Annotated in this window: 28 protein-coding genes; 1 reads left to right on the top strand and 27 read right to left on the bottom strand. The window is 70.1% G+C overall.

The features are described 5' to 3' along the window. From ABZ671_RS01085 to ABZ671_RS01165, 17 genes are all read right to left on the bottom strand, one after another. Positions 1 to 195: a hypothetical protein gene (locus ABZ671_RS01085; RefSeq protein ID WP_357849258.1), complete on the bottom strand. Its 195-nt coding sequence runs from the start codon at positions 193 to 195 to the stop codon at positions 1 to 3. Between the two features lie 127 nt (positions 196 to 322). Further along, entirely contained in the window at positions 323 to 1,069 is a 747-nt protein-coding gene (locus tag ABZ671_RS01090; protein ID WP_357849261.1) for a hypothetical protein, read from the bottom strand. A 201-nt stretch (positions 1,070 to 1,270) separates the two neighbouring features. Continuing rightward, the gene (locus tag ABZ671_RS01095; RefSeq protein ID WP_357849264.1) at positions 1,271 to 1,726 is read right to left on the bottom strand and encodes a hypothetical protein; all 456 of its coding nucleotides are present in this window, start codon (positions 1,724 to 1,726) and stop codon (positions 1,271 to 1,273) included. A gap of 5 nt (positions 1,727 to 1,731) precedes the next feature. Then, a complete protein-coding gene (locus ABZ671_RS01100; RefSeq protein WP_357849267.1) occupies positions 1,732 to 2,136 on the bottom strand; it encodes a hypothetical protein in 405 nt (134 codons plus the stop codon). Between the two features lie 71 nt (positions 2,137 to 2,207). After that, the gene (locus tag ABZ671_RS01105; RefSeq protein WP_357849270.1) at positions 2,208 to 2,396 is read right to left on the bottom strand and encodes a hypothetical protein; all 189 of its coding nucleotides are present in this window, start codon (positions 2,394 to 2,396) and stop codon (positions 2,208 to 2,210) included. A 95-nt stretch (positions 2,397 to 2,491) separates the two neighbouring features. Beyond that, entirely contained in the window at positions 2,492 to 2,785 is a 294-nt protein-coding gene (locus tag ABZ671_RS01110; RefSeq protein ID WP_357849273.1) for a hypothetical protein, read from the bottom strand. Position 2,786: 1 nt separating this feature from the next. Next, positions 2,787 to 3,197, bottom strand: a complete 411-nt coding sequence (locus tag ABZ671_RS01115) for a hypothetical protein (RefSeq protein WP_357849276.1) — start codon at positions 3,195 to 3,197, stop codon at positions 2,787 to 2,789. 10 nt (positions 3,198 to 3,207) lie between these two features. Beyond that, on the bottom strand, positions 3,208 to 3,375 hold the full coding sequence (locus tag ABZ671_RS01120) for a hypothetical protein (protein WP_357849279.1): 168 nt from the start codon (positions 3,373 to 3,375) through the stop codon (positions 3,208 to 3,210). 6 nt (positions 3,376 to 3,381) lie between these two features. Beyond that, a complete protein-coding gene (locus ABZ671_RS01125) occupies positions 3,382 to 3,648 on the bottom strand; it encodes a hypothetical protein (RefSeq protein ID WP_357849282.1) in 267 nt (88 codons plus the stop codon). A gap of 160 nt (positions 3,649 to 3,808) precedes the next feature. Beyond that, on the bottom strand, positions 3,809 to 4,423 hold the full coding sequence (locus ABZ671_RS01130) for a hypothetical protein (protein WP_357849286.1): 615 nt from the start codon (positions 4,421 to 4,423) through the stop codon (positions 3,809 to 3,811). A gap of 19 nt (positions 4,424 to 4,442) precedes the next feature. Then, complete coding sequence (locus ABZ671_RS01135) at positions 4,443 to 4,871, bottom strand: hypothetical protein (RefSeq protein ID WP_357849288.1); 429 nt, start codon at positions 4,869 to 4,871, stop codon at positions 4,443 to 4,445. A 42-nt stretch (positions 4,872 to 4,913) separates the two neighbouring features. Then, positions 4,914 to 5,303 carry a hypothetical protein gene (locus ABZ671_RS01140; protein WP_357849291.1) on the bottom strand — a complete coding sequence of 130 codons (390 nt, stop codon included), beginning with the start codon at positions 5,301 to 5,303 and terminating at the stop codon, positions 4,914 to 4,916. A 93-nt stretch (positions 5,304 to 5,396) separates the two neighbouring features. Beyond that, positions 5,397 to 5,993: a hypothetical protein gene (locus ABZ671_RS01145; protein ID WP_357849294.1), complete on the bottom strand. Its 597-nt coding sequence runs from the start codon at positions 5,991 to 5,993 to the stop codon at positions 5,397 to 5,399. Positions 5,994 to 6,015: 22 nt separating this feature from the next. Next, positions 6,016 to 6,255, bottom strand: a complete 240-nt coding sequence (locus ABZ671_RS01150) for a hypothetical protein (RefSeq protein ID WP_357849297.1) — start codon at positions 6,253 to 6,255, stop codon at positions 6,016 to 6,018. Next, positions 6,255 to 6,617: a hypothetical protein gene (locus ABZ671_RS01155; RefSeq protein WP_357849300.1), complete on the bottom strand. Its 363-nt coding sequence runs from the start codon at positions 6,615 to 6,617 to the stop codon at positions 6,255 to 6,257. The genes ABZ671_RS01150 and ABZ671_RS01155 overlap by 1 nt, the downstream gene beginning before the upstream one ends. Before the next feature lie 59 nt (positions 6,618 to 6,676). Further along, positions 6,677 to 7,048: a hypothetical protein gene (locus ABZ671_RS01160; RefSeq protein ID WP_357849303.1), complete on the bottom strand. Its 372-nt coding sequence runs from the start codon at positions 7,046 to 7,048 to the stop codon at positions 6,677 to 6,679. Between the two features lie 127 nt (positions 7,049 to 7,175). Further along, positions 7,176 to 7,805, bottom strand: a complete 630-nt coding sequence (locus ABZ671_RS01165) for a hypothetical protein (protein ID WP_357849306.1) — start codon at positions 7,803 to 7,805, stop codon at positions 7,176 to 7,178. Positions 7,806 to 7,908: 103 nt separating this feature from the next. Between ABZ671_RS01165 and ABZ671_RS01170 the strand changes: the two genes are divergently transcribed. Continuing rightward, positions 7,909 to 9,171: an RNA-guided endonuclease TnpB family protein gene (locus tag ABZ671_RS01170; protein ID WP_357850578.1), complete on the top strand. Its 1,263-nt coding sequence runs from the start codon at positions 7,909 to 7,911 to the stop codon at positions 9,169 to 9,171. A gap of 49 nt (positions 9,172 to 9,220) precedes the next feature. On the opposite strand, the gene ABZ671_RS01175 is transcribed toward ABZ671_RS01170, so the two are convergent. From ABZ671_RS01175 to ABZ671_RS01220, 10 genes are all read right to left on the bottom strand, one after another. Further along, complete coding sequence (locus tag ABZ671_RS01175) at positions 9,221 to 10,546, bottom strand: hypothetical protein (RefSeq protein ID WP_357849309.1); 1,326 nt, start codon at positions 10,544 to 10,546, stop codon at positions 9,221 to 9,223. A 128-nt stretch (positions 10,547 to 10,674) separates the two neighbouring features. Continuing rightward, the gene (locus ABZ671_RS01180; RefSeq protein ID WP_357849311.1) at positions 10,675 to 11,832 is read right to left on the bottom strand and encodes a hypothetical protein; all 1,158 of its coding nucleotides are present in this window, start codon (positions 11,830 to 11,832) and stop codon (positions 10,675 to 10,677) included. A gap of 134 nt (positions 11,833 to 11,966) precedes the next feature. After that, positions 11,967 to 12,533, bottom strand: coding sequence for a hypothetical protein (locus tag ABZ671_RS01185; RefSeq protein WP_357849314.1), 567 nt, complete (start codon positions 12,531 to 12,533; stop codon positions 11,967 to 11,969). Beyond that, positions 12,530 to 13,024, bottom strand: a complete 495-nt coding sequence (locus ABZ671_RS01190) for a hypothetical protein (RefSeq protein ID WP_357849317.1) — start codon at positions 13,022 to 13,024, stop codon at positions 12,530 to 12,532. Before ABZ671_RS01190 ends, ABZ671_RS01185 begins: the two co-directional genes overlap by 4 nt. 113 nt (positions 13,025 to 13,137) lie before the next feature. Further along, a complete protein-coding gene (locus ABZ671_RS01195) occupies positions 13,138 to 13,626 on the bottom strand; it encodes a hypothetical protein (protein ID WP_357849320.1) in 489 nt (162 codons plus the stop codon). Continuing rightward, positions 13,623 to 13,970, bottom strand: a complete 348-nt coding sequence (locus ABZ671_RS01200) for a hypothetical protein (RefSeq protein WP_357849323.1) — start codon at positions 13,968 to 13,970, stop codon at positions 13,623 to 13,625. Before ABZ671_RS01200 ends, ABZ671_RS01195 begins: the two co-directional genes overlap by 4 nt. A 34-nt stretch (positions 13,971 to 14,004) precedes the next feature. Beyond that, positions 14,005 to 14,208 (bottom strand): hypothetical protein, encoded by a 204-nt coding sequence (locus tag ABZ671_RS01205; RefSeq protein ID WP_357849326.1) that lies wholly within the window; start codon positions 14,206 to 14,208, stop codon positions 14,005 to 14,007. 104 nt (positions 14,209 to 14,312) lie between these two features. Further along, positions 14,313 to 14,954: a hypothetical protein gene (locus ABZ671_RS01210; RefSeq protein ID WP_357849329.1), complete on the bottom strand. Its 642-nt coding sequence runs from the start codon at positions 14,952 to 14,954 to the stop codon at positions 14,313 to 14,315. A 203-nt stretch (positions 14,955 to 15,157) separates the two neighbouring features. Next, positions 15,158 to 16,039 (bottom strand): hypothetical protein, encoded by an 882-nt coding sequence (locus ABZ671_RS01215; protein WP_357849332.1) that lies wholly within the window; start codon positions 16,037 to 16,039, stop codon positions 15,158 to 15,160. A 165-nt stretch (positions 16,040 to 16,204) separates the two neighbouring features. Further along, complete coding sequence (locus ABZ671_RS01220) at positions 16,205 to 16,813, bottom strand: hypothetical protein (RefSeq protein ID WP_357849336.1); 609 nt, start codon at positions 16,811 to 16,813, stop codon at positions 16,205 to 16,207. Positions 16,814 to 16,899 lie beyond the last annotated feature (86 nt).

The raw sequence follows: 16,899 nt of genomic DNA on the forward strand, positions 1-16,899 counted from the left end.
TCACTGTTCCTTCGCAGTTCTGGTGGGGACGCGGGTCATGGTGCCGCCTCGGGTGAGCACGTCATCGATTTCGGCGTCGGTGAACGTGTCGTCCGCCTGGTTCACCCAGTAGTCGGCGCGGGCTTTGGTGATGGTGGTCCAGAACGTCTGGATCTCCGTGCCGGGTGGGAACTCCTTCGCGGTTTCAGGTGCCATGACCCGCGACCTCCTAAATTCGATAGCTTTTACATCTACCAACATACGGCATGGATGCCCCCACGTCCACGAAACACACACGACCGGCCAGCCCGAAACTTCACCCAGCCACCCCGGCGCCCCGCCCTCAGCCGGGGTTCAGCTCGGCGTGCGCCGGGTCATGCGTGTAATCCGAGTCGCGGTCGCGGACCCACCGGTCCCCGCCCTCATGCCGCAGCCGGAAGTTGCAGCGGTGCTGGCCGTGCCCGTCCGGGCAGGCGTACGCGCCGACCGGCACCGCCATGTCCTCCCCGGCCGCGACGCGCAACGCCCGCAGCTCATGCAGCGCGGCCACGGTCTCGGGGTCGCCGTGGTAGGTGATCCGCTGCTGCGACCGCCGGTAGTGGTCCTCGACCGCTACCCGGTCCGCCGCGGTGTAGTAGTCGGCGCTCGCGACGCTGCACCGGTATGCGGTGCCACTCCCACCGCCCATGCCGCCGACGGTCATCTCTGCCCCGCACACCCGGCACGGGCCAGGCTCAACCGGAGTGTGCCGGCCGATCAGCAGCGACAGGTCGACCGGGGACATGCGGTTGTCAGGCACGGTAAACACGCTCAGGGCGGCACGGGCCCGGACGATGATCTGGTTCAAGGTCACGGTGCGGCGGAGGAGAGCACCCGGCCCGGCCGGCTCGTCCAACATCACCAGCCATTCGGCGAGCGCACGCAGCGGTGGCGTGTTCCCGTTGGCCAGGTCGGCGGCACGGATGATCTCGGTCATGTGGGCCAGGTTGTCGACGGTGAGACCGGTGCCGTCAAGCCAGCCGTTGCCGGCGAGCGCTTCGACAGCAGGGTCCGGGTGGCCCGCACCGTCGGCGTCGGTTTGGTCAGCCACGGTCGGCCTCCTCGCCGTCGTTGCAGGTGCAGTCGTTGAGGATGCGCCCGCAGTCGCCGCAGTACGTGGGGCTGCCTTCGCCTCCGCATGTGGAGCATTCCCATCCGGGGGAGGATTCGCCGTCCCCGTTGCAGTCTGGGCAATCGCCGCTCGGGGGCTCGCTGGTCGTGCCGGTGATGGTCTCTTCCGTATAGCGCATGGTCACTCCTCCTCCGGGAGTTTTTGGCCGGCGAGTAGGCCGGCGTCGGAAAGGTCACGGGCCATCCGCTCGGCCGTGGGCGGGTCGTACCGGCAGGCGAGCACGGCGGCTGCTTCGTCGAGCAGGCCAGCACCGGCACGGGTGCCGCCGGTGAGGTAGCCGGCCCGGTGCAGGTCGTCGGCCGCCCCGTAGGCGTGATCCTGGCGGCGGGTGCCGTCGAGGTGGCGGGCGAGGATCGCGGCGGCACGGCCGACGGTCAGGTTGGCGAGGGTGCGCCGGCCGTGGTCGGTGAGGTGCCGGGCGGAGTAGGCACCGGGCGACAGGAGCCCGCACCGGACCAGGGCATCGGCGGCTTTCCGGTCGGCCGGGGACATGCTCTCGGTGACGTGGATGAGCCCACGGTTGTCGGCGGCCAGGGCGAGCAGTCCGGTCTGCCGGTCGGTGAGGTGGACGGTCACGGCGTTCACCGCAGGGCCTCGATCCTCTTGCGGGTGGCGGCGATGGCCTGTTCCACCTCGGCGAGCAGGGCCAGCGCGGCGTCCACGTCCGTGACCTGCGTGCGCTTGCCGGTCAGAGTGGTGCCGATGGTGCGGCCCAGGTTCCGCAGGCGGATACCGGCCCGGGTGGCGACCACCTCCGGGTCGTCCACCCGCCGCACGCGGGCGCCGACGGTCGACCAGGTGTCGCTGGTCTTGCCGAGCTGCTTGCCGTCCCGCACCCGCCAGCGGGTGTCGTTGTCGAGGACGACCTGCGTGGCGGTGGCGTGTTTGACGGTGCGCAGCTCGACGCCAGTGCCCCGGCCGGCGTCGGTGTGCAGGACGGCGACGCGGGTGCCGGGGGTGGCCCAGTTGAGATCATTGCTGGTCATGGTGCTCATCTCCGAGTCTCTGGTTCGGGTCGGGCATGGTGCCCCGGCCGTGCGGCCGGGGCGGGGCCGGGTCAGGCCCCTGTGGTGGCGATGAACGCCTTGGTGAACCAGCGCGCCCCGTAGCAGGGCAGGGTGATCAGGTAGCGGGTGCCGAGGGTGGGGCCGTTGTCGATGACGTCGATTGTGCCGGTCATGTTGGCGGCGAAGCCGCGGGTGATGGTGACGGTCTGGCCGGTCTGGAAGGTGGTGGTGGTGGTCATCGGAACCCCTTAACTCGGTAGCGCTTACAACTACCAATGTAGGCCAAGAGTCCCCCCACGTCCACGACATCTACCAAATTCCCCCGCCCCGATTTTCAGCCCGCCACCACGTCGTGCTCGGCGAGCACCATCCGACCCGCCTCGGTCAACTCCCACACCTGCGGCGAATAGATCGACCGCCCGGTGGCCCGACCGGTGCGCGCAAGCCGAGGCTCTGCGGTGGCAAGGTCGTTGCAGGTGCGGGTGACGGTCTTGTCCGACCCGCCTGCCCTCCGGTGCACATCCCGCGTTCTCTCGCCCTTCCCCCAGCCCCGGTGCCGCTTCACCTCCCCGGCAGCGATCGCGCGCATGACGGCAAGACGGGTGGCGGTCATCTTGAGCGGCGCCATGTCACTCCCCATCCCCGGCGGCCGGGTCGACCCAGCGGCGGGCGGTGACCTGGTGGCCGGAGTTGGTGCGGCGTACCTGGGCGGTGTCCCAACCGGCGACGAGATAGCCGACGCGGACCTGCTCCGGGTCACGCTCGTCGTTGTGGCCGACCGTCGTGCTGTCGGTCTCCATCCGCTTGCCGATCAGGTCGGGCCGGGCCGGCAGGGTCGCCCCGGACACGCGGACCGACGTGTGAGCCATGAGGTCCATGACCTGCCCGGCGGTCAGGTCAACCTCGACGAGCGTCAGCCCGGACATGCGGTCGGTGACGGTGAGGTGTCCCCGGCGGCCGGTGTGGCTGTTGTAGGGGTAGGAGAGCTGGACGGAGACGTCACCGGGGACGGGCTCGCGGTCGAAGTCGTCGGCGGTCATGGCTGGCCCCTTACTGGTGGTCGCGGATGGCGGCGGTGCGGACGGTAGCGCGGGTGCGCTGCCGGCGGGGCCGGCTGTCGCGGCGGCCGGCGGCGTTGGAGCGGCGGCGTTCCTGGTCGGCGCGCACGTACGCCGGGTTCGGACCCATGTTCGGGATGGTGTTGGTGGTGGTGGCCATGACGGTTCAGTTCCCCTCGGTGTGCAGGATGCGGGCGGGCGCGGCGACGATCGAGGAGACGGGCGTCAACACCCACCGGTTCGCGTAGTCACGCGGCAGCCGAGCACCGAGGTCGTAGCAGACCATGTCCCGGCCGGCGAACACGACGTATTCCGGGTTCGTCGCGGTCACCGTGACCACCAGACAGTCACCCTCGTCGGCGGCGATGGTGCGGCCGGCGGCCCACTTCCGGTCGTTGGTGCGGATGTTGACCTGGATGGCGGTGGTGTTCACGGGTGCCCCTTAACTCGATAGCGCTTACATCTACCAATCTAGCCCATGGCCGGCCCCACGTCCACGACATCTACCAAATTCCTTACCCGACCCCAGTCCAGGAACCTATGCGTGGCCGGGGCGGGGCGGTGGCAACGGCGAGTACGGGCCGGTCAATGAGTCAGACCTTCCCGTCGGGAAACAGCCGCCGGGCGAGCCACCACAGTCCGCCCATCGTCGCGACGAGTAGGACGGTGAGACCGAACAACGCCACGGCCCCGACCATCAGCCCGGTCTCCCCGGTCACGGCGAACAGGACGACACCGGCAATGAACGCGAGCGCGTACAGGCCGGTGATGACGAACGCGCCCTGCTTGATGTCGTTGTCGATGCGGTTCTTGGGTTCGGCCGACCGTGCTGCTACCTGCGGCACCGAGCCAGCCCGCCGGGCGCGTCGGGCCCGACCACGGTCGGCTTCCCGCAGGATCGCCCGCGTCCTGTCGCTACCCGGGTCGCCGCCGCTGGCCAGGTAGCGGGTTTCCATCGACTCCCCCTCGCGCGGCATCCGGCCCGCCATATCAGCTGCGGTATCAGCGATTTCCCGGGCCGTGAGGCCAACCGCGCGGGCCACCTCTTCCACCTCGCCAACGGCGGGCGCGTACGCGGAGGTGAGTGCCTGCACCTCCTCGGGGTCGAGCACCCGCCCGGACGGCAGGGTGACCTGGCCGCCGAGGAAGTTCGCACCGGCGAGCATGCGCAGCGCGGCCACGTCGCGCGGGTCGAGCTTTCCGTCCATGGCGCTTCTCCTTCGGATGTCAGTCGGTGAGGCGGTTCTCGACGGCCTGCCGGATGATCACGAACACATCGTCACCAACCGACTGGTCTCGGGCGACCAGGCGCAGGATGTCGTCGCCGGTGATCGGGGTGAGCGGGTCGCACACCCGCTGGTGCACCCAGCACCGCCAGTCGCCGATCCCCGCGCCGGTCCACAGGTGCCACACGCCGGTGATGGGGTCCTGCCACCAGTCCCGGCGGGCGGCCGGCGTAGGGCGCATCCGGTCGGTGATCTGCCGGGCGTACCAGCCGGAGGCGATCCGGCGGCGGGCCTCAGCCTGGGATGCCTCGGCGAAAGCGAGCTGGGTGGGCAGGTGGACGATCCGCCACGGCATGTACCCGCCGACACGCTGCAACGTCCACTCGCGGTCGCGGAGGCGGATCAAACGTCCGGGCTGGCTGGCGGCCATGGCGGGTCTCCTGTCCGGGTCAGCGGGTAGGCAGGGCAGCGGTTAGCGCGTCGCGCGCCGGGCGATCGTGTCGGCGGACGGGGCAATCGGGTGACAGGCGATGCAGACGCCATCGCGCTCGCTCTCGAAGAGGCCGGTCCGAACCTCGCCGACGTCCTCGGGGTTCATCAGCTTGCCGCACTTGCAACGGCGCTTGGCGGCCGTCGCCACGGTGAGCCCGGCGGCCGGGACGCCTCGAAGGGTGGCGTCCAGGCGGGCGAACGATGCGGCCCGTGCCGCCCGGAACTGGGCGGTGTAGTCGGCCGGGGGGGGGGGGGCGCACTCGGCCAGGATCTCCTGCGGGGTGCGGCAGGGGACGTCGGCGGGGTGGTACTCGCCGCACTCGTCGCACTCGGCCGACTTGGCGGCCCGGGTCTGGTACTTCGTGGTCATCTCGAACCCCCAAGTTGGTAGCACTGACATCTATTAAGATAGGCCATGATTGGGCCCGCGTCCACGACATCGCCAAATTCCCCAGGTGTGTCCTCAGGCCGGCACCGGAGCCTTCACGTACAGGTCCCGGTACTCAGCCCGCGACCACACATCACAACCCGGGTCCTCGCGGAACTCCCACCGCCACCACACCGCCCCCGACAGGCGCACACTCCCGAAGATGTCCACCGGCGCCGACGGCTGGTAGCCGGCCAACGCCTGCACCACCAGCGACGCGTCACGGTCAACCCTGTCCCGGCGCGGCAGGTACACGACCACGCCCTTGCCTCGCCGCAGCCCAACCGACGACGTGGCCGCCTTACACCCCAGCCCGGCGGAGATCACCACCGGCAACACCTTCGCCACCACGGCCCGCACGTCGGCGAAGTCCGCGCACCCGATGTGCAGCTTGTGCCCCGACCACGAATCCGGGGTGGCCAGCGGCTCCCACGCCCGGGTCGGCATCGTCTCGGCCAGGTCGTGCCAGGTCCGCAGCTCCGACACCGCCGCGTCCACGATCCCGCCCACCTCGACGTCGGTCAGGTCGGCCGGGTCACCCGGGGCCGCGATGTCGGCGGCCAGCTCGGTACCCCGGCACTCCCACCACTCTGGGGCGTCCGGGCCGGCGGTGATCGTGGGCTGCATGACCATTCGGGGCCACCTCCTCACAGGGCTATCGGGTCAGCTCGTCGATCTCGCAGCGCATCTCCGCGCCCACGTCCTCCACCAGACGCCGCGCACGGTCCGCGACCAGCTCCCCGCAACCGCGGACCTTCGCCCGCGCGTAGGCGGCTGCGCCAGCATCGGCGGTCGCCTCGGCGAGGCTGCGGCTGCCGGTCCAGCGGGCCACGATCGCCCGTTTGACGGCGAGTAGGGCCGGGCCGGGCATGTCGTGCAGGTTCCGGCGGGCCATCACGAGGCCGTGGCCTGGTGTGGTCCTGCCGGCGCGGGGTGGGCGAGCGCGAGGCGCAGGGCGGCGGCGGCGTGGTCCAAGGCCGGGCCAGCATCGGGGCAGGAAGCGCGGCCGGCGGCGCGGGCGGCAGCGATCAGGCCCATGCCGAACTCGACGGCGATGCCCCGCTGCTCGCCGGTGACGTCGGCCAGGTCATCGGCGACCACGGGCGCGGGCATCGGGGCATAGCCGAGATAGGCGCGGATGGCGTGAGCGGTGATCTGGCGGGCCGCGTTGGTGGTGCTGCCGGCCTCGACAAGGAGGGCGACGAGGTTGTAGCCGACGGCGGTCTGCATGGCGGTGAAATCGGCGGTGACGGTCATCGTGGGTTCCTCCGTGGTCGGGTTGGGCCGCCACCCGGCCGGGTGGCGGCCGGGTGGGGTCAGTCCTGGCCGGGCCGATAGGAGCGGGGGTGCACGCCGCCGAACTGGGTGCCGTTGATGGTCACGTCACCCCAGCCGCTGCCGTTGTTGGCGTCGTTGAGCAGGTCGGCGAGCTGGGCGGCGAGGGCCTTGGCCTGCTTGGTCTTCTGCGGGCCGTAGGGCTCCTCGTCGGGGCCGAGTACCCACGCGGGGTCGACGTTGGTCACGGCGATGTCGACCGACCAGCCACCGGCGAAGGAGTGGGCGCGGACGCTGACCTTGGCGTTGTCGGGGAGGGTGAGGGTGCCGTTGGTGCGGGCGGTTTTGATGGCGGCGCGGGTGGTGGTGGCGATGGCGGCCCAGGGGGTGGGGGTCTTGGTGGTGGTGGTCATGACGTCCTCCGTAACTCGGTAGCTCCTACAACTACTAAGTTACCGTAGGACGCCACCCACCACCACAACATCTACCAAATTTGCTCGGCGTGTCACCCGAACAGGCGACCACCCCGGCCGGAGTGCGCTACAGCGTCACCCCGGCCGCGATCACCACACCCGCAGCCCGCCCATACTCCCGGGCCTCCGCCTTCGTGATCTCCCCAGCGAACGCCAACGCGTTCACCACCGCCGGCATGTCACGCGGATGCTTCCGCCGCAGCTCCACCGCCTGGGCCAGCAGCCGCGCGTCGAACTCCGCCGCCGGCTCGCCCGGCCGCACCTCGACCGTCACCACGTTGCCGCGCCGCCGCACCGGCCCGCCCGCAGCCTGCGCCTGAACGTCCACCCGGCGCACCCCACCACGACCGCCGATCCCATCGCCCTTCTGCCGGCGGGGATGCCGCTCGAACCACTCCTCGATCTGCTGCCCCCGCTCCAGGTCCCACCACGGGGCTTTCCCCACGTAGCCGTCCTCTTCCGGGAACGGATCATCGGCGTACTTGCCCCGCCTGGTCCCGCCCGACTTCAGCGGGATCTCCTCCCGCGACTCGAAACGGTGCTGCGAGATCGTTTCCGGGCGCATCGACTCGACGCCCTGCACCCTCGCGCCAATCGCGGCAACGTCGGAGCGGGTGAGGAACGGGCGGTCGGGCATTTCGGCTCCCTCGGGGAAGTCGTCGGTGTCGCCCGCACGATACTCGGTAGTGCTGCTCACTGCGGTTGCCTCCGGGTGTGTTGTGGGCACGTTAACGGCGTCCCCGCCGGGATTGCTCTGCCGTTCAGGGCGGCGAGGAATAGTGCCCGTGGGTGTTTCAGCCATGATCGTCCTTTCTGGTAAGATTTGCGGTGTGAGGTCGGCGTACCGGTGCCGGGCGTACCCGACACCCGAACAAGCTGCGGTGTTGAACCGCACGTTCGGGTGCGTGCGCGTGGTGTGGAACCGCACCCTCGCTGCCCGGCACGCCCGCTATCACGCCGAGGGCAAGTCGACCTCCTACGCGGAGACGGACCGGGCTCTCACCGCTATGAAGAAGCTGCCCGAGCTGGCATTCCTCAACGAGGTCAGTGCGGTGCCGTTGCAGCAAACCCTGCGGCACCAGCACACGGCCTTCACGGCGTTCTTCACCAAACGCGCCAGGTATCCGCGCTTCAAGTCTCGGCACGGCCGTCAGTCGGCGTCCTTCACCCGGGCGGCGTTCCGTATGCGTGACGGGGCGTTGACGCTCGGCAAAACCCCCGGCGTGCTGCGGTACGTGTGGTCGTGGCCCGACGTGGACGTGACCACCGTCGACCCGACGACGGTCACCGTGTCGCGTGACCCGGACGGCCGCTGGTTCGTCACCTTCGCCGTTGACGTCGAGGCACCCGCCGCACCCGAACCCACAGGGCAGGTTGTCGGCGTCGACCTGGGGTTGAAGGATTTCGCGGTCCTGTCCCAGCCGGTACCCGGTCTGACCGACGATGAGGGCCGGATCGCCCACCCGAAACACATGGAGCGCCGGGAACGGCGGCTGAAGCGGTACCAGCGGATGATGGCCCGCAAGCAGCGGGGTTCCGCGAACCGGGCCAAGGCCAAGCGGAAGGTCGCCCGCGCCCACTCCCGCGTACGTGACGCCCGCCGGGACTTCCTCCACAAGACCAGCACCGGCTTGGTGCGCCAGTTCGACGCCATCGCGGTCGAAGACCTGAACGTGGCCGGCATGGTCCGCAACCGGTCCCTGGCCAAAGCGATCTCCCGCACGGGTTGGGGCGAGTTCCGCACCTTGCTCAGCTACAAGGCGCACCGCGACGGCCGGCACCTCGCCGTCGTGGACCGCTGGTATCCGTCGAGTAAAACCTGCTCGGCGTGCGGGCATCTGCTCGCCAAACTCTCGCTCAGCACACGTCATTGGACGTGTCCGGGCTGCGGCACCCTGCACGACAGGGACATCAACGCCGCTAAGAATCTTGTTGTCGCCGCCGGGCTGGCGGAGACGGTAAACGCCTGCGGAGCGGACGTAAGACACGGGGGACCTCCTTCCGTGCGGTCTGCGGTGAACCAGGAACTCTCTCGGGTGACCGGGGGATCCCCTTCTAAGTAAGGGGCGATGCCAACTCCGTGTGTGTTGTCGCGCGCGTGACCGGGGGTGTTCAGGTCGTTGGGGCGGCCGGCGGCTGGTCACCGGCCCGCCGGTCCGTGGCGTCTAGCACGGCCAGGACGTCGGCCAGGCCACTGTCCGGCCCTGTCACGACCGCCGCCCGGTGCAGGGTGTCCATCCGCCGTTTGATCTCGTCCAGCGCGGCGTCCGACGCGCGGCGGGCACGGAAGTACCGGCGGCCCTCGTTCGGGTTGAGGTGCTGGGCGCGGGCCATCTCGTCCCGGCAGATCACGGCCAGCTGCACCAGCGTGGCGTCGGCGAGTACGACGTCCCGGCCGTCGACCCGGACCACGGTCGGCGGCTCCTCGGCCGGGCTGGACTCCGTCTCGTCCGCGGCTTCGGCGGTGTCGTCGAACTTGTCCCGGTAGACCGCGTCGTCGGCCTCGGCCGCGTCGATGTCGTCGGCCTCGGCCTGCTCGATCTCCTCCGCCTCACGGTTGCGGCGCACCCGGTCTTCCGCCTCCTCCCGGGACAGGCCGGCGCGCATCAGCCGCGCCGTGTCCAGCACGTCCAGGCAGTCACGGCAGGTCACCCCGGCCCGCTCGGAGGCCACCCGGCCGGTCAGGGTGCAGACCGCCTCGCCGCAGGCGGTCTCGCCCTCGCGGGTGTCCCGGGCGTAGTGGCACGGCACGGTCTCGTCGACCACCCGCACCTCATCCGCGTACCGGACGTGCGGGTTCGACAGGTGCTCGAACCGGAGCACCACCGTCGGGTCGGGTGCTGTGCGGGTGACGCCGATGACGGTCGCCCGGTCGCCCCGCAGCCCGTCCCCTTCGGCGACGGCCACGACCAGGGCGCCCACCCCGAACTCGCGCCCGTCCACGTCCCGCACCACGGCCGGCGGCTCGACGTGTTCGACCACCGCGGCCTCGTCGTCGGCGTCCGTGCCGGCCCGTCGGGTGTCCCCCGCCGGGGCGGCCTGCGGCTCCCCGTCGTAAGGGGCCTCGCGGCGGGCGAACTTGCGCAGCTCGGCGGTCAGCTTCTCCCGGTACGCGTCGTAGGCGGCCCGGCAGCCGGCGTGGGTGACCTTGTCGATGTTGGTGGCGGTCTTGGTCTGCTCGGTGACCTTCTCGCCGCAGACGGCCTTGCCGTCGACACCGAACCCGGTGTGCAGGTGCACCGGCACCTCCCGGCCGATGGCACGGATGCCGGCGTCGGTGGCCCGGTGGTACGGGAAGCTCTCCGTCTTTTCGACCCAGCCCTCACGCTCACAGACGGTGTAGCTGGCCTGGTTGCTGCGGACGCTTGACCTGGTGCCGTCGTGGAAGTAGGCGATCATGGCGGCCTGGGCGGGTGTGGGCTTGGCGGTGGCGGTCACGGCGTCCTCCGGCTGATTTCGGTAGCGGTTACAACTAGCACGATACGGGACGGGGGCCGGGCGAGCAATAACATCTACCAAGTTTGCGGTAGAGAATTGCCCACCCGACCCCCCAAGGGCCGCGCCCCTCAGGCGAGCACCTTGCACCGCGTCAACACAGTCGACTTCGCACCCTGGTACTCGTCGTGCTTCTTCACGGTGCCCTTGATCCGGTGGACCGCGCCGGCCGTCTCACCGAGCGCGTCGTTCGAGGCGAACCACTTGTAAACCCGCTTGTCGTCGCCGACCAGCGTGTAGATCATCGTCGTACCCCACCCGCCGGGGATCGGCCGGATCGACTTGACCCGCACCGTCAGTTCCAGCCGCTCACCGGGGGTGCCGACGTGCTCGTTGACCAGCTCCTCGGCCTCCTGGCGGCGGATCAGGTCCCGCTCCATGGCACGCGCCCACGCCTGCGGCGCGGAGGCCAGCAGGCCGACGTTGCGGGCGCCCGCGGTCTCGGCACCGGCGACCGCCTTCATGTTGTGGACGTACTCGGTGTCACCCGAGAAGTCGTCGCTGAGCAGCCAGTCGCGGATGATCCGGGCCTGCTCGGCGGACCGCTCGACGTAGGGGCGCAGCTTGTCGCCCAACTTCCGGTCACGCTCGCTGCGCGGGTTGGGGTCGAGCACCGCCATCACGACGGACCGGGTCGGTGTTCCGTCGTAGCTGCTGGCCGGCACGAACCCGAAGGCCTGAATGGCGGCCCAGGCGACGGCGAGGATTGTGTCGATCGTCCAACGCTTCTCGTAGTACCCGCCGCCGGCCAGGAGGTGGTCGACCTCCTCCTGAACCTCGTCGGTTGAGAGGAAGACCGGGCGGCCGATCCAGCCGAGGAAGTCTTTGATGCAGGTGCTACCGACCTGGCGCTGCTCGCCGGCCTCGTCGCGCACGAGGTAGGTGCCTTTGCGGTGCCGCTGCTTGCGGCAGTGGTCGCACCAGCCTTCGCGGAGGCCGTCCCGGTCGACTTTGTCGACGCCGGGGGCGGTGCGGACGATCAGTCCGGCTTCTGCGTCGAAGTCGAGGGTGGCGATGAACTTCCAGCCGGCGTAGCTGGGGGCGTCGCCGGTGATGGTGGTTTCGTACCAGATTTCTTCGATCTCGAAGCCGAGGGCGTCGGTCTTCTTCTTGGTGACCTTCTCGGCCTGGACGTCGAGGCGACCGGTGAAGCCTCGCTTCTCAGCGCGTGCGTTGATCTTTGCGATCTTGTCCTGGGTCGCGACCAGTTCGCCGTAGGTGATCAGCATGACTGCCCCCCGATATCGGTAGCTCTTACAACTACTAAGTTAGGCCATGGGCGGGCACCTGTCCACGACAACTACCAAATTCCCCCCAGAAGTTCCCCGCAGGCACACCCCACCACCCCCGACCCCCAGGACGGTCACCCCCGCACCCTGCGCACCGCAGCCTCAGCGGCAGCCCGGCGGGAGCCGAACGCTCGACCCGGCATCGCAGGGTGAGTGAAGAACACCTCCCCCACCGCCTGACGCTGCCGGTGCCCCAACCGGTGCGACGCCGCCCGGTTGGCCCGCTGCTCGTCGGTGTACCGCTGGAAGTGCCGCACCGTCCGCCGCATTTCAGCCCGGACTGCGGCCGGGTCCAACCCCGGCGGCGTGGGTCGCCCGATCGCAAGGTCGAACCGGCCGCACCCGCAGCCGTCCACACCGCACTGCCCGTTGCCCACCCCGGGCGCATGCGAGTAGTCGGCCAGGGTCGAGGCGTGGGAGGCGCACAGGTGCCGACACCGGCACACCCGAAAGTCGTTGTCCTCGATCCACTCCCCCGGGCCAGCCGGCGGGCCGGTCTGCCAGGCCAGCCACCGGCCGGCGGTGTACCGGTGGCAGATCAGCACCACCTCGCCCGTGGCCTGGTCGCGGATCTCCACCCGGTCGGCGGGCAACGCGTCGCCCAGCTCGTACCGGGCTTGCGCCGGCGCTGGGGCGGTCATCCGGCCTGCACCAACGCCCGGCAGCCGGAGTGGACGTAGCCGTGTGCTTCCCGGCCGCGTGCGCTCCACCGCTCGTACCGCACCCACTCGTCGTCGGCGACCGACGGGCAGGCGCACCACCTGGTCGTCTCCGCTGCGCGGCCGTCTGCGGTCAGGGTGGCCTGCTCGTGTGCACCGAGCGCGGCACGCCAGGCGTCGGAGCCGGCCGGGCCTGCGGCGTTGGCCCGCTGGGACGTCTCGGCGGACCAGCCGCCGTGCATCTTCACCAGCCCGTCCGTCGTGGTGCCGAGGTCGGCGGCGAGGATGCGGCGGGCCTGGGCGACGTGCAGCGGCGCCCACTCGCTGCCGTCGCGGACCTCGATGGTGTGCAGCTCCCGGCAGTGGCCGCTGGTCTCGATGTTGGCGGCCCACGTTCGGGCGGCGGCCTCGCTGCTGAACTCCCGCGTGTAGTCGGCGCAGACGGCGCGGTGGGTTTTGGTGGTGGTGCTCATGTTGACCCCCTCCGAAGGACGGTAGTGGTTACAGCTATCAAATTACCGGATGGGGGTGCCTCGGACCAGCGAAACGCCGAACACCCCGACCAAACACCGCCACCGCGCAGCGCTCATGCGTCACGTCCGATCAGGCGGGCATGGATACGGTCACGGACAACCGACAACCGCACACCCAGCGACCGGACACCACCGACACCAGGTATCCGGTGGTCGGGGTCGACCGCCCACGCCTCATCGAGCAGCGCGGCCACCTGGACGAGGTCACCGGCCTGCAATGCCTGCTGCGCCTCGTCCACGATCCCGTCGACCCGAACGGTGCGAGCCTCCGCGTCGGCCTTGGCCTGCTCCGGCGACCGCTCAACCACGGCCGGGTCCTCGTCGATCACCTGCGCAACCGCCTTCCACACCACGCGCCAGTCGTGCCGGTCGGCCAGCCGCCGGCCAAGCTCCCCTTCGGCGAGGTAGCGGGCGACGTCCGACCGGGAACCACCGATCAGTGGTGAGGCGAAGATGCCCGGTCCGGTGTCGGCGACGGCGTTACGTACCCGCTGCTGGTCCTCGGGTGACATGCCGGCCAGCGTCGACGCCGGGGCGGTCATGCCTGCCCCCGGTGGCCGCACCGGTACAGGGTGTCGATGGTCGCCCACGACTTGCCGGACCGGTAGGCGCGGGCCGCCGTGAGGGCCTTGTCGTAGTTGCCCCAGCCCGGTTCGCAGGCGACGGCGTACACGTCGACGCCGAGCTGCCCGGGGGTGGTGGGGTTGGTGATGCGCTGCCCGTCGTTGTCGAGGGTGCGGCGCACCACGTAGCCGGCGGTGTTGGTGGTCGAGTGGCCGTCGCACCGGAGGGCGTCCCCCTGGTCGGTGGGGGTGTAGTCGGCCACGGTCAGGTCGCCGATGCGCTGGGCGCGAACGTCGGGGTCGTGGATGAGTGTGGCGGTCATGGGTGTTCCCTCCTCGGGGTTCCGGTGCGGGCGGCTAGTTGAGCTGGAACAGTTCCCGGCCTTCGCAGACGGCCACGACGGGGCCGGTTTCGAGCTGGACCATGACCTGGCCGATGGGTCCGCGCGGGAGGACCGTGGCCAGCCGTGCCGGGCCGGTGCCGGCGTTGCGGAAGATGACGGTCATGCCCGGGTTGAGGGTGTGGGGGTTGGCCCTCTTGTGTTCGGTGGTGGTGGTCATGACGCCCTCCGGCAGCTCGGTAGCTCTTACATCTACCAAGATACCGGCTGAGGGTGGCCGGGACCAGCGAAACCACGAAACCCGACCCAAATCGTCCGAACAGGTCAGCGACCCTCAGCCGTCAGCCGCGCCCGCTCCGGGCACGGCACCACCTCACCGCACACACACCGGCCGTCCAGCTCGAAATGCTGCTCCGGACGGGTGCGGTACTGCTCGACCCGCCGGTGCCGGGGGTAACCGGCGGCCGGGGCGTGCTCCCACACCAAGTGGGACACGATCGACCAGGCGGCCGAGCCCCGGCGGTCGCAGTAGTCGATCGCCTTGCAGGTGAAGGGCTCGCCGGGAACACCGTTGTGGAGTCGGGGATCAACCCGGTCGAACGGGTCGCCGGTGTCGTCGGGTCCGTCGCCACGGAACGCCGAGTGGCATACGTGGGCCGACCACAGGCCGGCGTGCTCGCCCACGGGGCCGACCTTGCCGGTCCACCCGAGTGTCCGGCCATTGTCCGCGCGGACCACGTTCCACCCGCCGCCCCATTCCCGACGGGTGAAGCGGACCAGCAGCACGACGTCCCGCGAGGGGACAGGGCTCGGGTCGAATCCGACCAGGGCCAGGATGCCGGCCGGCAGGGCGGGCGGTGGGGTGTCGTGCGGGCAGTGCCCAATGTGGCACAGGTGGCCGGCGTGCTCGGCGTTGAGCTGCGCCTGTAGCTGCCGGATGGCGGGCTTGTGGGTGAGGCGGGCCATGGTCTTTCTCCTCGCGGGTCGGGTCGGTGGTCAGGAGCGGCGTTCGTGGTCGGCGCATTCGCGGCACAACCAGCCGCCGATGCGGCCGATCCAGCGGCACCACTCGGTGAGGCGGCAGCGGTCGCACTGGCGGTTCTCGCTACGGGGCATGACGGTCTCCTTGGGTCGGGTGGCCCGCCCCGGGTGGGGCGGGCCGGGGTAGGTCAGCGGCCGAGCTTCTTCTTCGCCTTCACCTCGGCGGCGGCCAGGATGTCGTCCGCCTGCTCGCCGAGCTTGGCGGCCAGGGCCTCCGCGATCTGCCGCGCGTGCCAGCGCCGCCCGTCGCCACTGTTGCCGCCCCGCTCGGCGTACAGCGCCCAAAAAAGGTGGGAGCCCATCGCGATCTGCGCGGCCCGCACTGTCCGCAGCGTGTCTCCGTCGACCCTCAGCACCGCCCCGTCGGGGGCGCCGATCAGCTTCGGGTCGGTCAGGCGGGCGGCCTGCTCGGCGGCAGCCTTGGCGGCCTTGGTGGTCGCGGCGGCGGCCCGGTCCCGAACGGTCCACTCGACCGGCGCGGCCGGGAAGCAGACGGTGCACAGGATGTGCGCGTGGCGGTCGAAGCGGGTGATCGCCTGCTCCATCGTGAGGCCGGACAGTTCGGGGTTCCAGCCGAAATCGGTGCGCAGGCCTCGCTTGTTGCAGGTCTGACAGGACATCGAGGAGTGGATGTGGCCGCCGTTGTTCTGGACGGTGAAGAACCGGGACCAGCCGCCCCGGCGGTTGAACTCGGCGTTCAGGACGTCGGCCTCGGCCTCGATGGCGGCGAGGGCGGTGACGGCGGTGTCGTACTTGGCGGCCATGTCGGCGAAGGTCTTGCCGTACATCACGTTGTACTCGTCGCCCCGGTTACGGCAGGCGGCCAGTGCCTCGGCGGTGGTGGCGGGCCACTCCTTGCGGGTGCGGGTGACGTAGTTGGGGCGCTCGCCGAGGCCGTAGTGGAGGCCGACGACCGCGATCTCGACTTTCTGCTCGGCCTGGTTGGCGCGGCGGTAGATGTCGGCGAGCTGGGTGTCGATCTCGACCGGGGTGGCGGTGGTGATGTCCATTGCGAGCCTCCGTGCTCGGTAGCGATTACATCTAGTAAGTTACCGGCTTAACCCCACCCTGTCCACGACATCTACCAAATTTTTCCCGCGTGTTTCCCCCAGGCACGACGAAACCCCCGAGCAGCGCCCGGGGGTTTCGTAGGTGCGGCTCGCCGGCCACCCGCATCACGCGAGGTGCAGCCCCCACTCGTTCGAGACACCGCCGTAGAACCGCTTGTCGAAGTAGTCGGTCTGGACGTCCGACCCGTCATAGTTGTACGAGTCCATCACCTCCTTGATCGCGCGGGCGAACGCCTGCAACGCGGGCGTCGGCACCAGGCGGTACCGGCGGTCGATGTAGCTGTCATCCGGCTCCTCGGTCCAGCCCCACTCGTCGGGGATGTTGGTGAGCCGCACGTCGATTGAGTTGCCGTGCCTGGTCCGGACGCTGACCTTGATCCCGGTCGGGGCGTCCCCGATCGGGTCGGCGACCTTGACGGCACCGGGGGTGGCGGTCATCTTCGCGAGCTTGCGCGCCAACTTCACCTCAGCGCGGATCAGCTTCGCGATGTCGGTGAGGGGCAGGTGGCGGGTGCCGGCGTACTTCTCGCCGTACCAGCGGTCATACGGGGTGTAGCTGCTGCCGGCCACGGCGGTCTGCTCGGCGAGGAGCTTGCGGAAGCGGTCGAGCATCCGCTGTGCGGCGGCGCGCTCGTGTTCGGGGGTGGTGGCGCGGTTCGGGTCGGCCAGGGTTTCGAGTGCTGCGATCTTCGCGCGGATGGTCTGAACGTCCATGCCAACCCCTTAACTCGGTAGCGGTTACATCTACTAACCTACCGGCCGCGATCGACCCCGTCCACGACATCTACCAAATTCGCCCG

Origin of the sequence: Micromonospora sp. NPDC006766 (assembly GCF_040636055.1) — a bacterium.
Lineage (GTDB): Bacteria > Actinomycetota > Actinomycetes > Mycobacteriales > Micromonosporaceae > Micromonospora.

What these genes read in the sequence shown, in the direction of transcription:
- ABZ671_RS01085 (WP_357849258.1), bottom strand. Translation starts at nt 195, where the DNA reads ATGGCACCTGAAACCGCGAAGGAGTTCCCACCCGGCACGGAGATCCAG.
- ABZ671_RS01100 (WP_357849267.1), bottom strand. Translation starts at nt 2,136, where the DNA reads ATGACCAGCAATGATCTCAACTGGGCCACCCCCGGCACCCGCGTCGCC.
- ABZ671_RS01105 (WP_357849270.1), bottom strand. Translation starts at nt 2,396, where the DNA reads ATGACCACCACCACCACCTTCCAGACCGGCCAGACCGTCACCATCACC.
- ABZ671_RS01110 (WP_357849273.1), bottom strand. Translation starts at nt 2,785, where the DNA reads ATGGCGCCGCTCAAGATGACCGCCACCCGTCTTGCCGTCATGCGCGCG.
- ABZ671_RS01115 (WP_357849276.1), bottom strand. Translation starts at nt 3,197, where the DNA reads ATGACCGCCGACGACTTCGACCGCGAGCCCGTCCCCGGTGACGTCTCC.
- ABZ671_RS01120 (WP_357849279.1), bottom strand. Translation starts at nt 3,375, where the DNA reads ATGGCCACCACCACCAACACCATCCCGAACATGGGTCCGAACCCGGCG.
- ABZ671_RS01130 (WP_357849286.1), bottom strand. Translation starts at nt 4,423, where the DNA reads ATGGACGGAAAGCTCGACCCGCGCGACGTGGCCGCGCTGCGCATGCTC.
- ABZ671_RS01135 (WP_357849288.1), bottom strand. Translation starts at nt 4,871, where the DNA reads ATGGCCGCCAGCCAGCCCGGACGTTTGATCCGCCTCCGCGACCGCGAG.
- ABZ671_RS01140 (WP_357849291.1), bottom strand. Translation starts at nt 5,303, where the DNA reads ATGACCACGAAGTACCAGACCCGGGCCGCCAAGTCGGCCGAGTGCGAC.
- ABZ671_RS01145 (WP_357849294.1), bottom strand. Translation starts at nt 5,993, where the DNA reads ATGGTCATGCAGCCCACGATCACCGCCGGCCCGGACGCCCCAGAGTGG.
- ABZ671_RS01150 (WP_357849297.1), bottom strand. Translation starts at nt 6,255, where the DNA reads ATGGCCCGCCGGAACCTGCACGACATGCCCGGCCCGGCCCTACTCGCC.
- ABZ671_RS01155 (WP_357849300.1), bottom strand. Translation starts at nt 6,617, where the DNA reads ATGACCGTCACCGCCGATTTCACCGCCATGCAGACCGCCGTCGGCTAC.
- ABZ671_RS01160 (WP_357849303.1), bottom strand. Translation starts at nt 7,048, where the DNA reads ATGACCACCACCACCAAGACCCCCACCCCCTGGGCCGCCATCGCCACC.
- ABZ671_RS01170 (WP_357850578.1), top strand. Translation starts at nt 7,909, where the DNA reads ATGATCGTCCTTTCTGGTAAGATTTGCGGTGTGAGGTCGGCGTACCGG.
- ABZ671_RS01180 (WP_357849311.1), bottom strand. Translation starts at nt 11,832, where the DNA reads ATGCTGATCACCTACGGCGAACTGGTCGCGACCCAGGACAAGATCGCA.
- ABZ671_RS01185 (WP_357849314.1), bottom strand. Translation starts at nt 12,533, where the DNA reads ATGACCGCCCCAGCGCCGGCGCAAGCCCGGTACGAGCTGGGCGACGCG.
- ABZ671_RS01190 (WP_357849317.1), bottom strand. Translation starts at nt 13,024, where the DNA reads ATGAGCACCACCACCAAAACCCACCGCGCCGTCTGCGCCGACTACACG.
- ABZ671_RS01195 (WP_357849320.1), bottom strand. Translation starts at nt 13,626, where the DNA reads ATGACCGCCCCGGCGTCGACGCTGGCCGGCATGTCACCCGAGGACCAG.
- ABZ671_RS01200 (WP_357849323.1), bottom strand. Translation starts at nt 13,970, where the DNA reads ATGACCGCCACACTCATCCACGACCCCGACGTTCGCGCCCAGCGCATC.
- ABZ671_RS01205 (WP_357849326.1), bottom strand. Translation starts at nt 14,208, where the DNA reads ATGACCACCACCACCGAACACAAGAGGGCCAACCCCCACACCCTCAAC.
- ABZ671_RS01210 (WP_357849329.1), bottom strand. Translation starts at nt 14,954, where the DNA reads ATGGCCCGCCTCACCCACAAGCCCGCCATCCGGCAGCTACAGGCGCAG.
- ABZ671_RS01215 (WP_357849332.1), bottom strand. Translation starts at nt 16,039, where the DNA reads ATGGACATCACCACCGCCACCCCGGTCGAGATCGACACCCAGCTCGCC.
- ABZ671_RS01220 (WP_357849336.1), bottom strand. Translation starts at nt 16,813, where the DNA reads ATGGACGTTCAGACCATCCGCGCGAAGATCGCAGCACTCGAAACCCTG.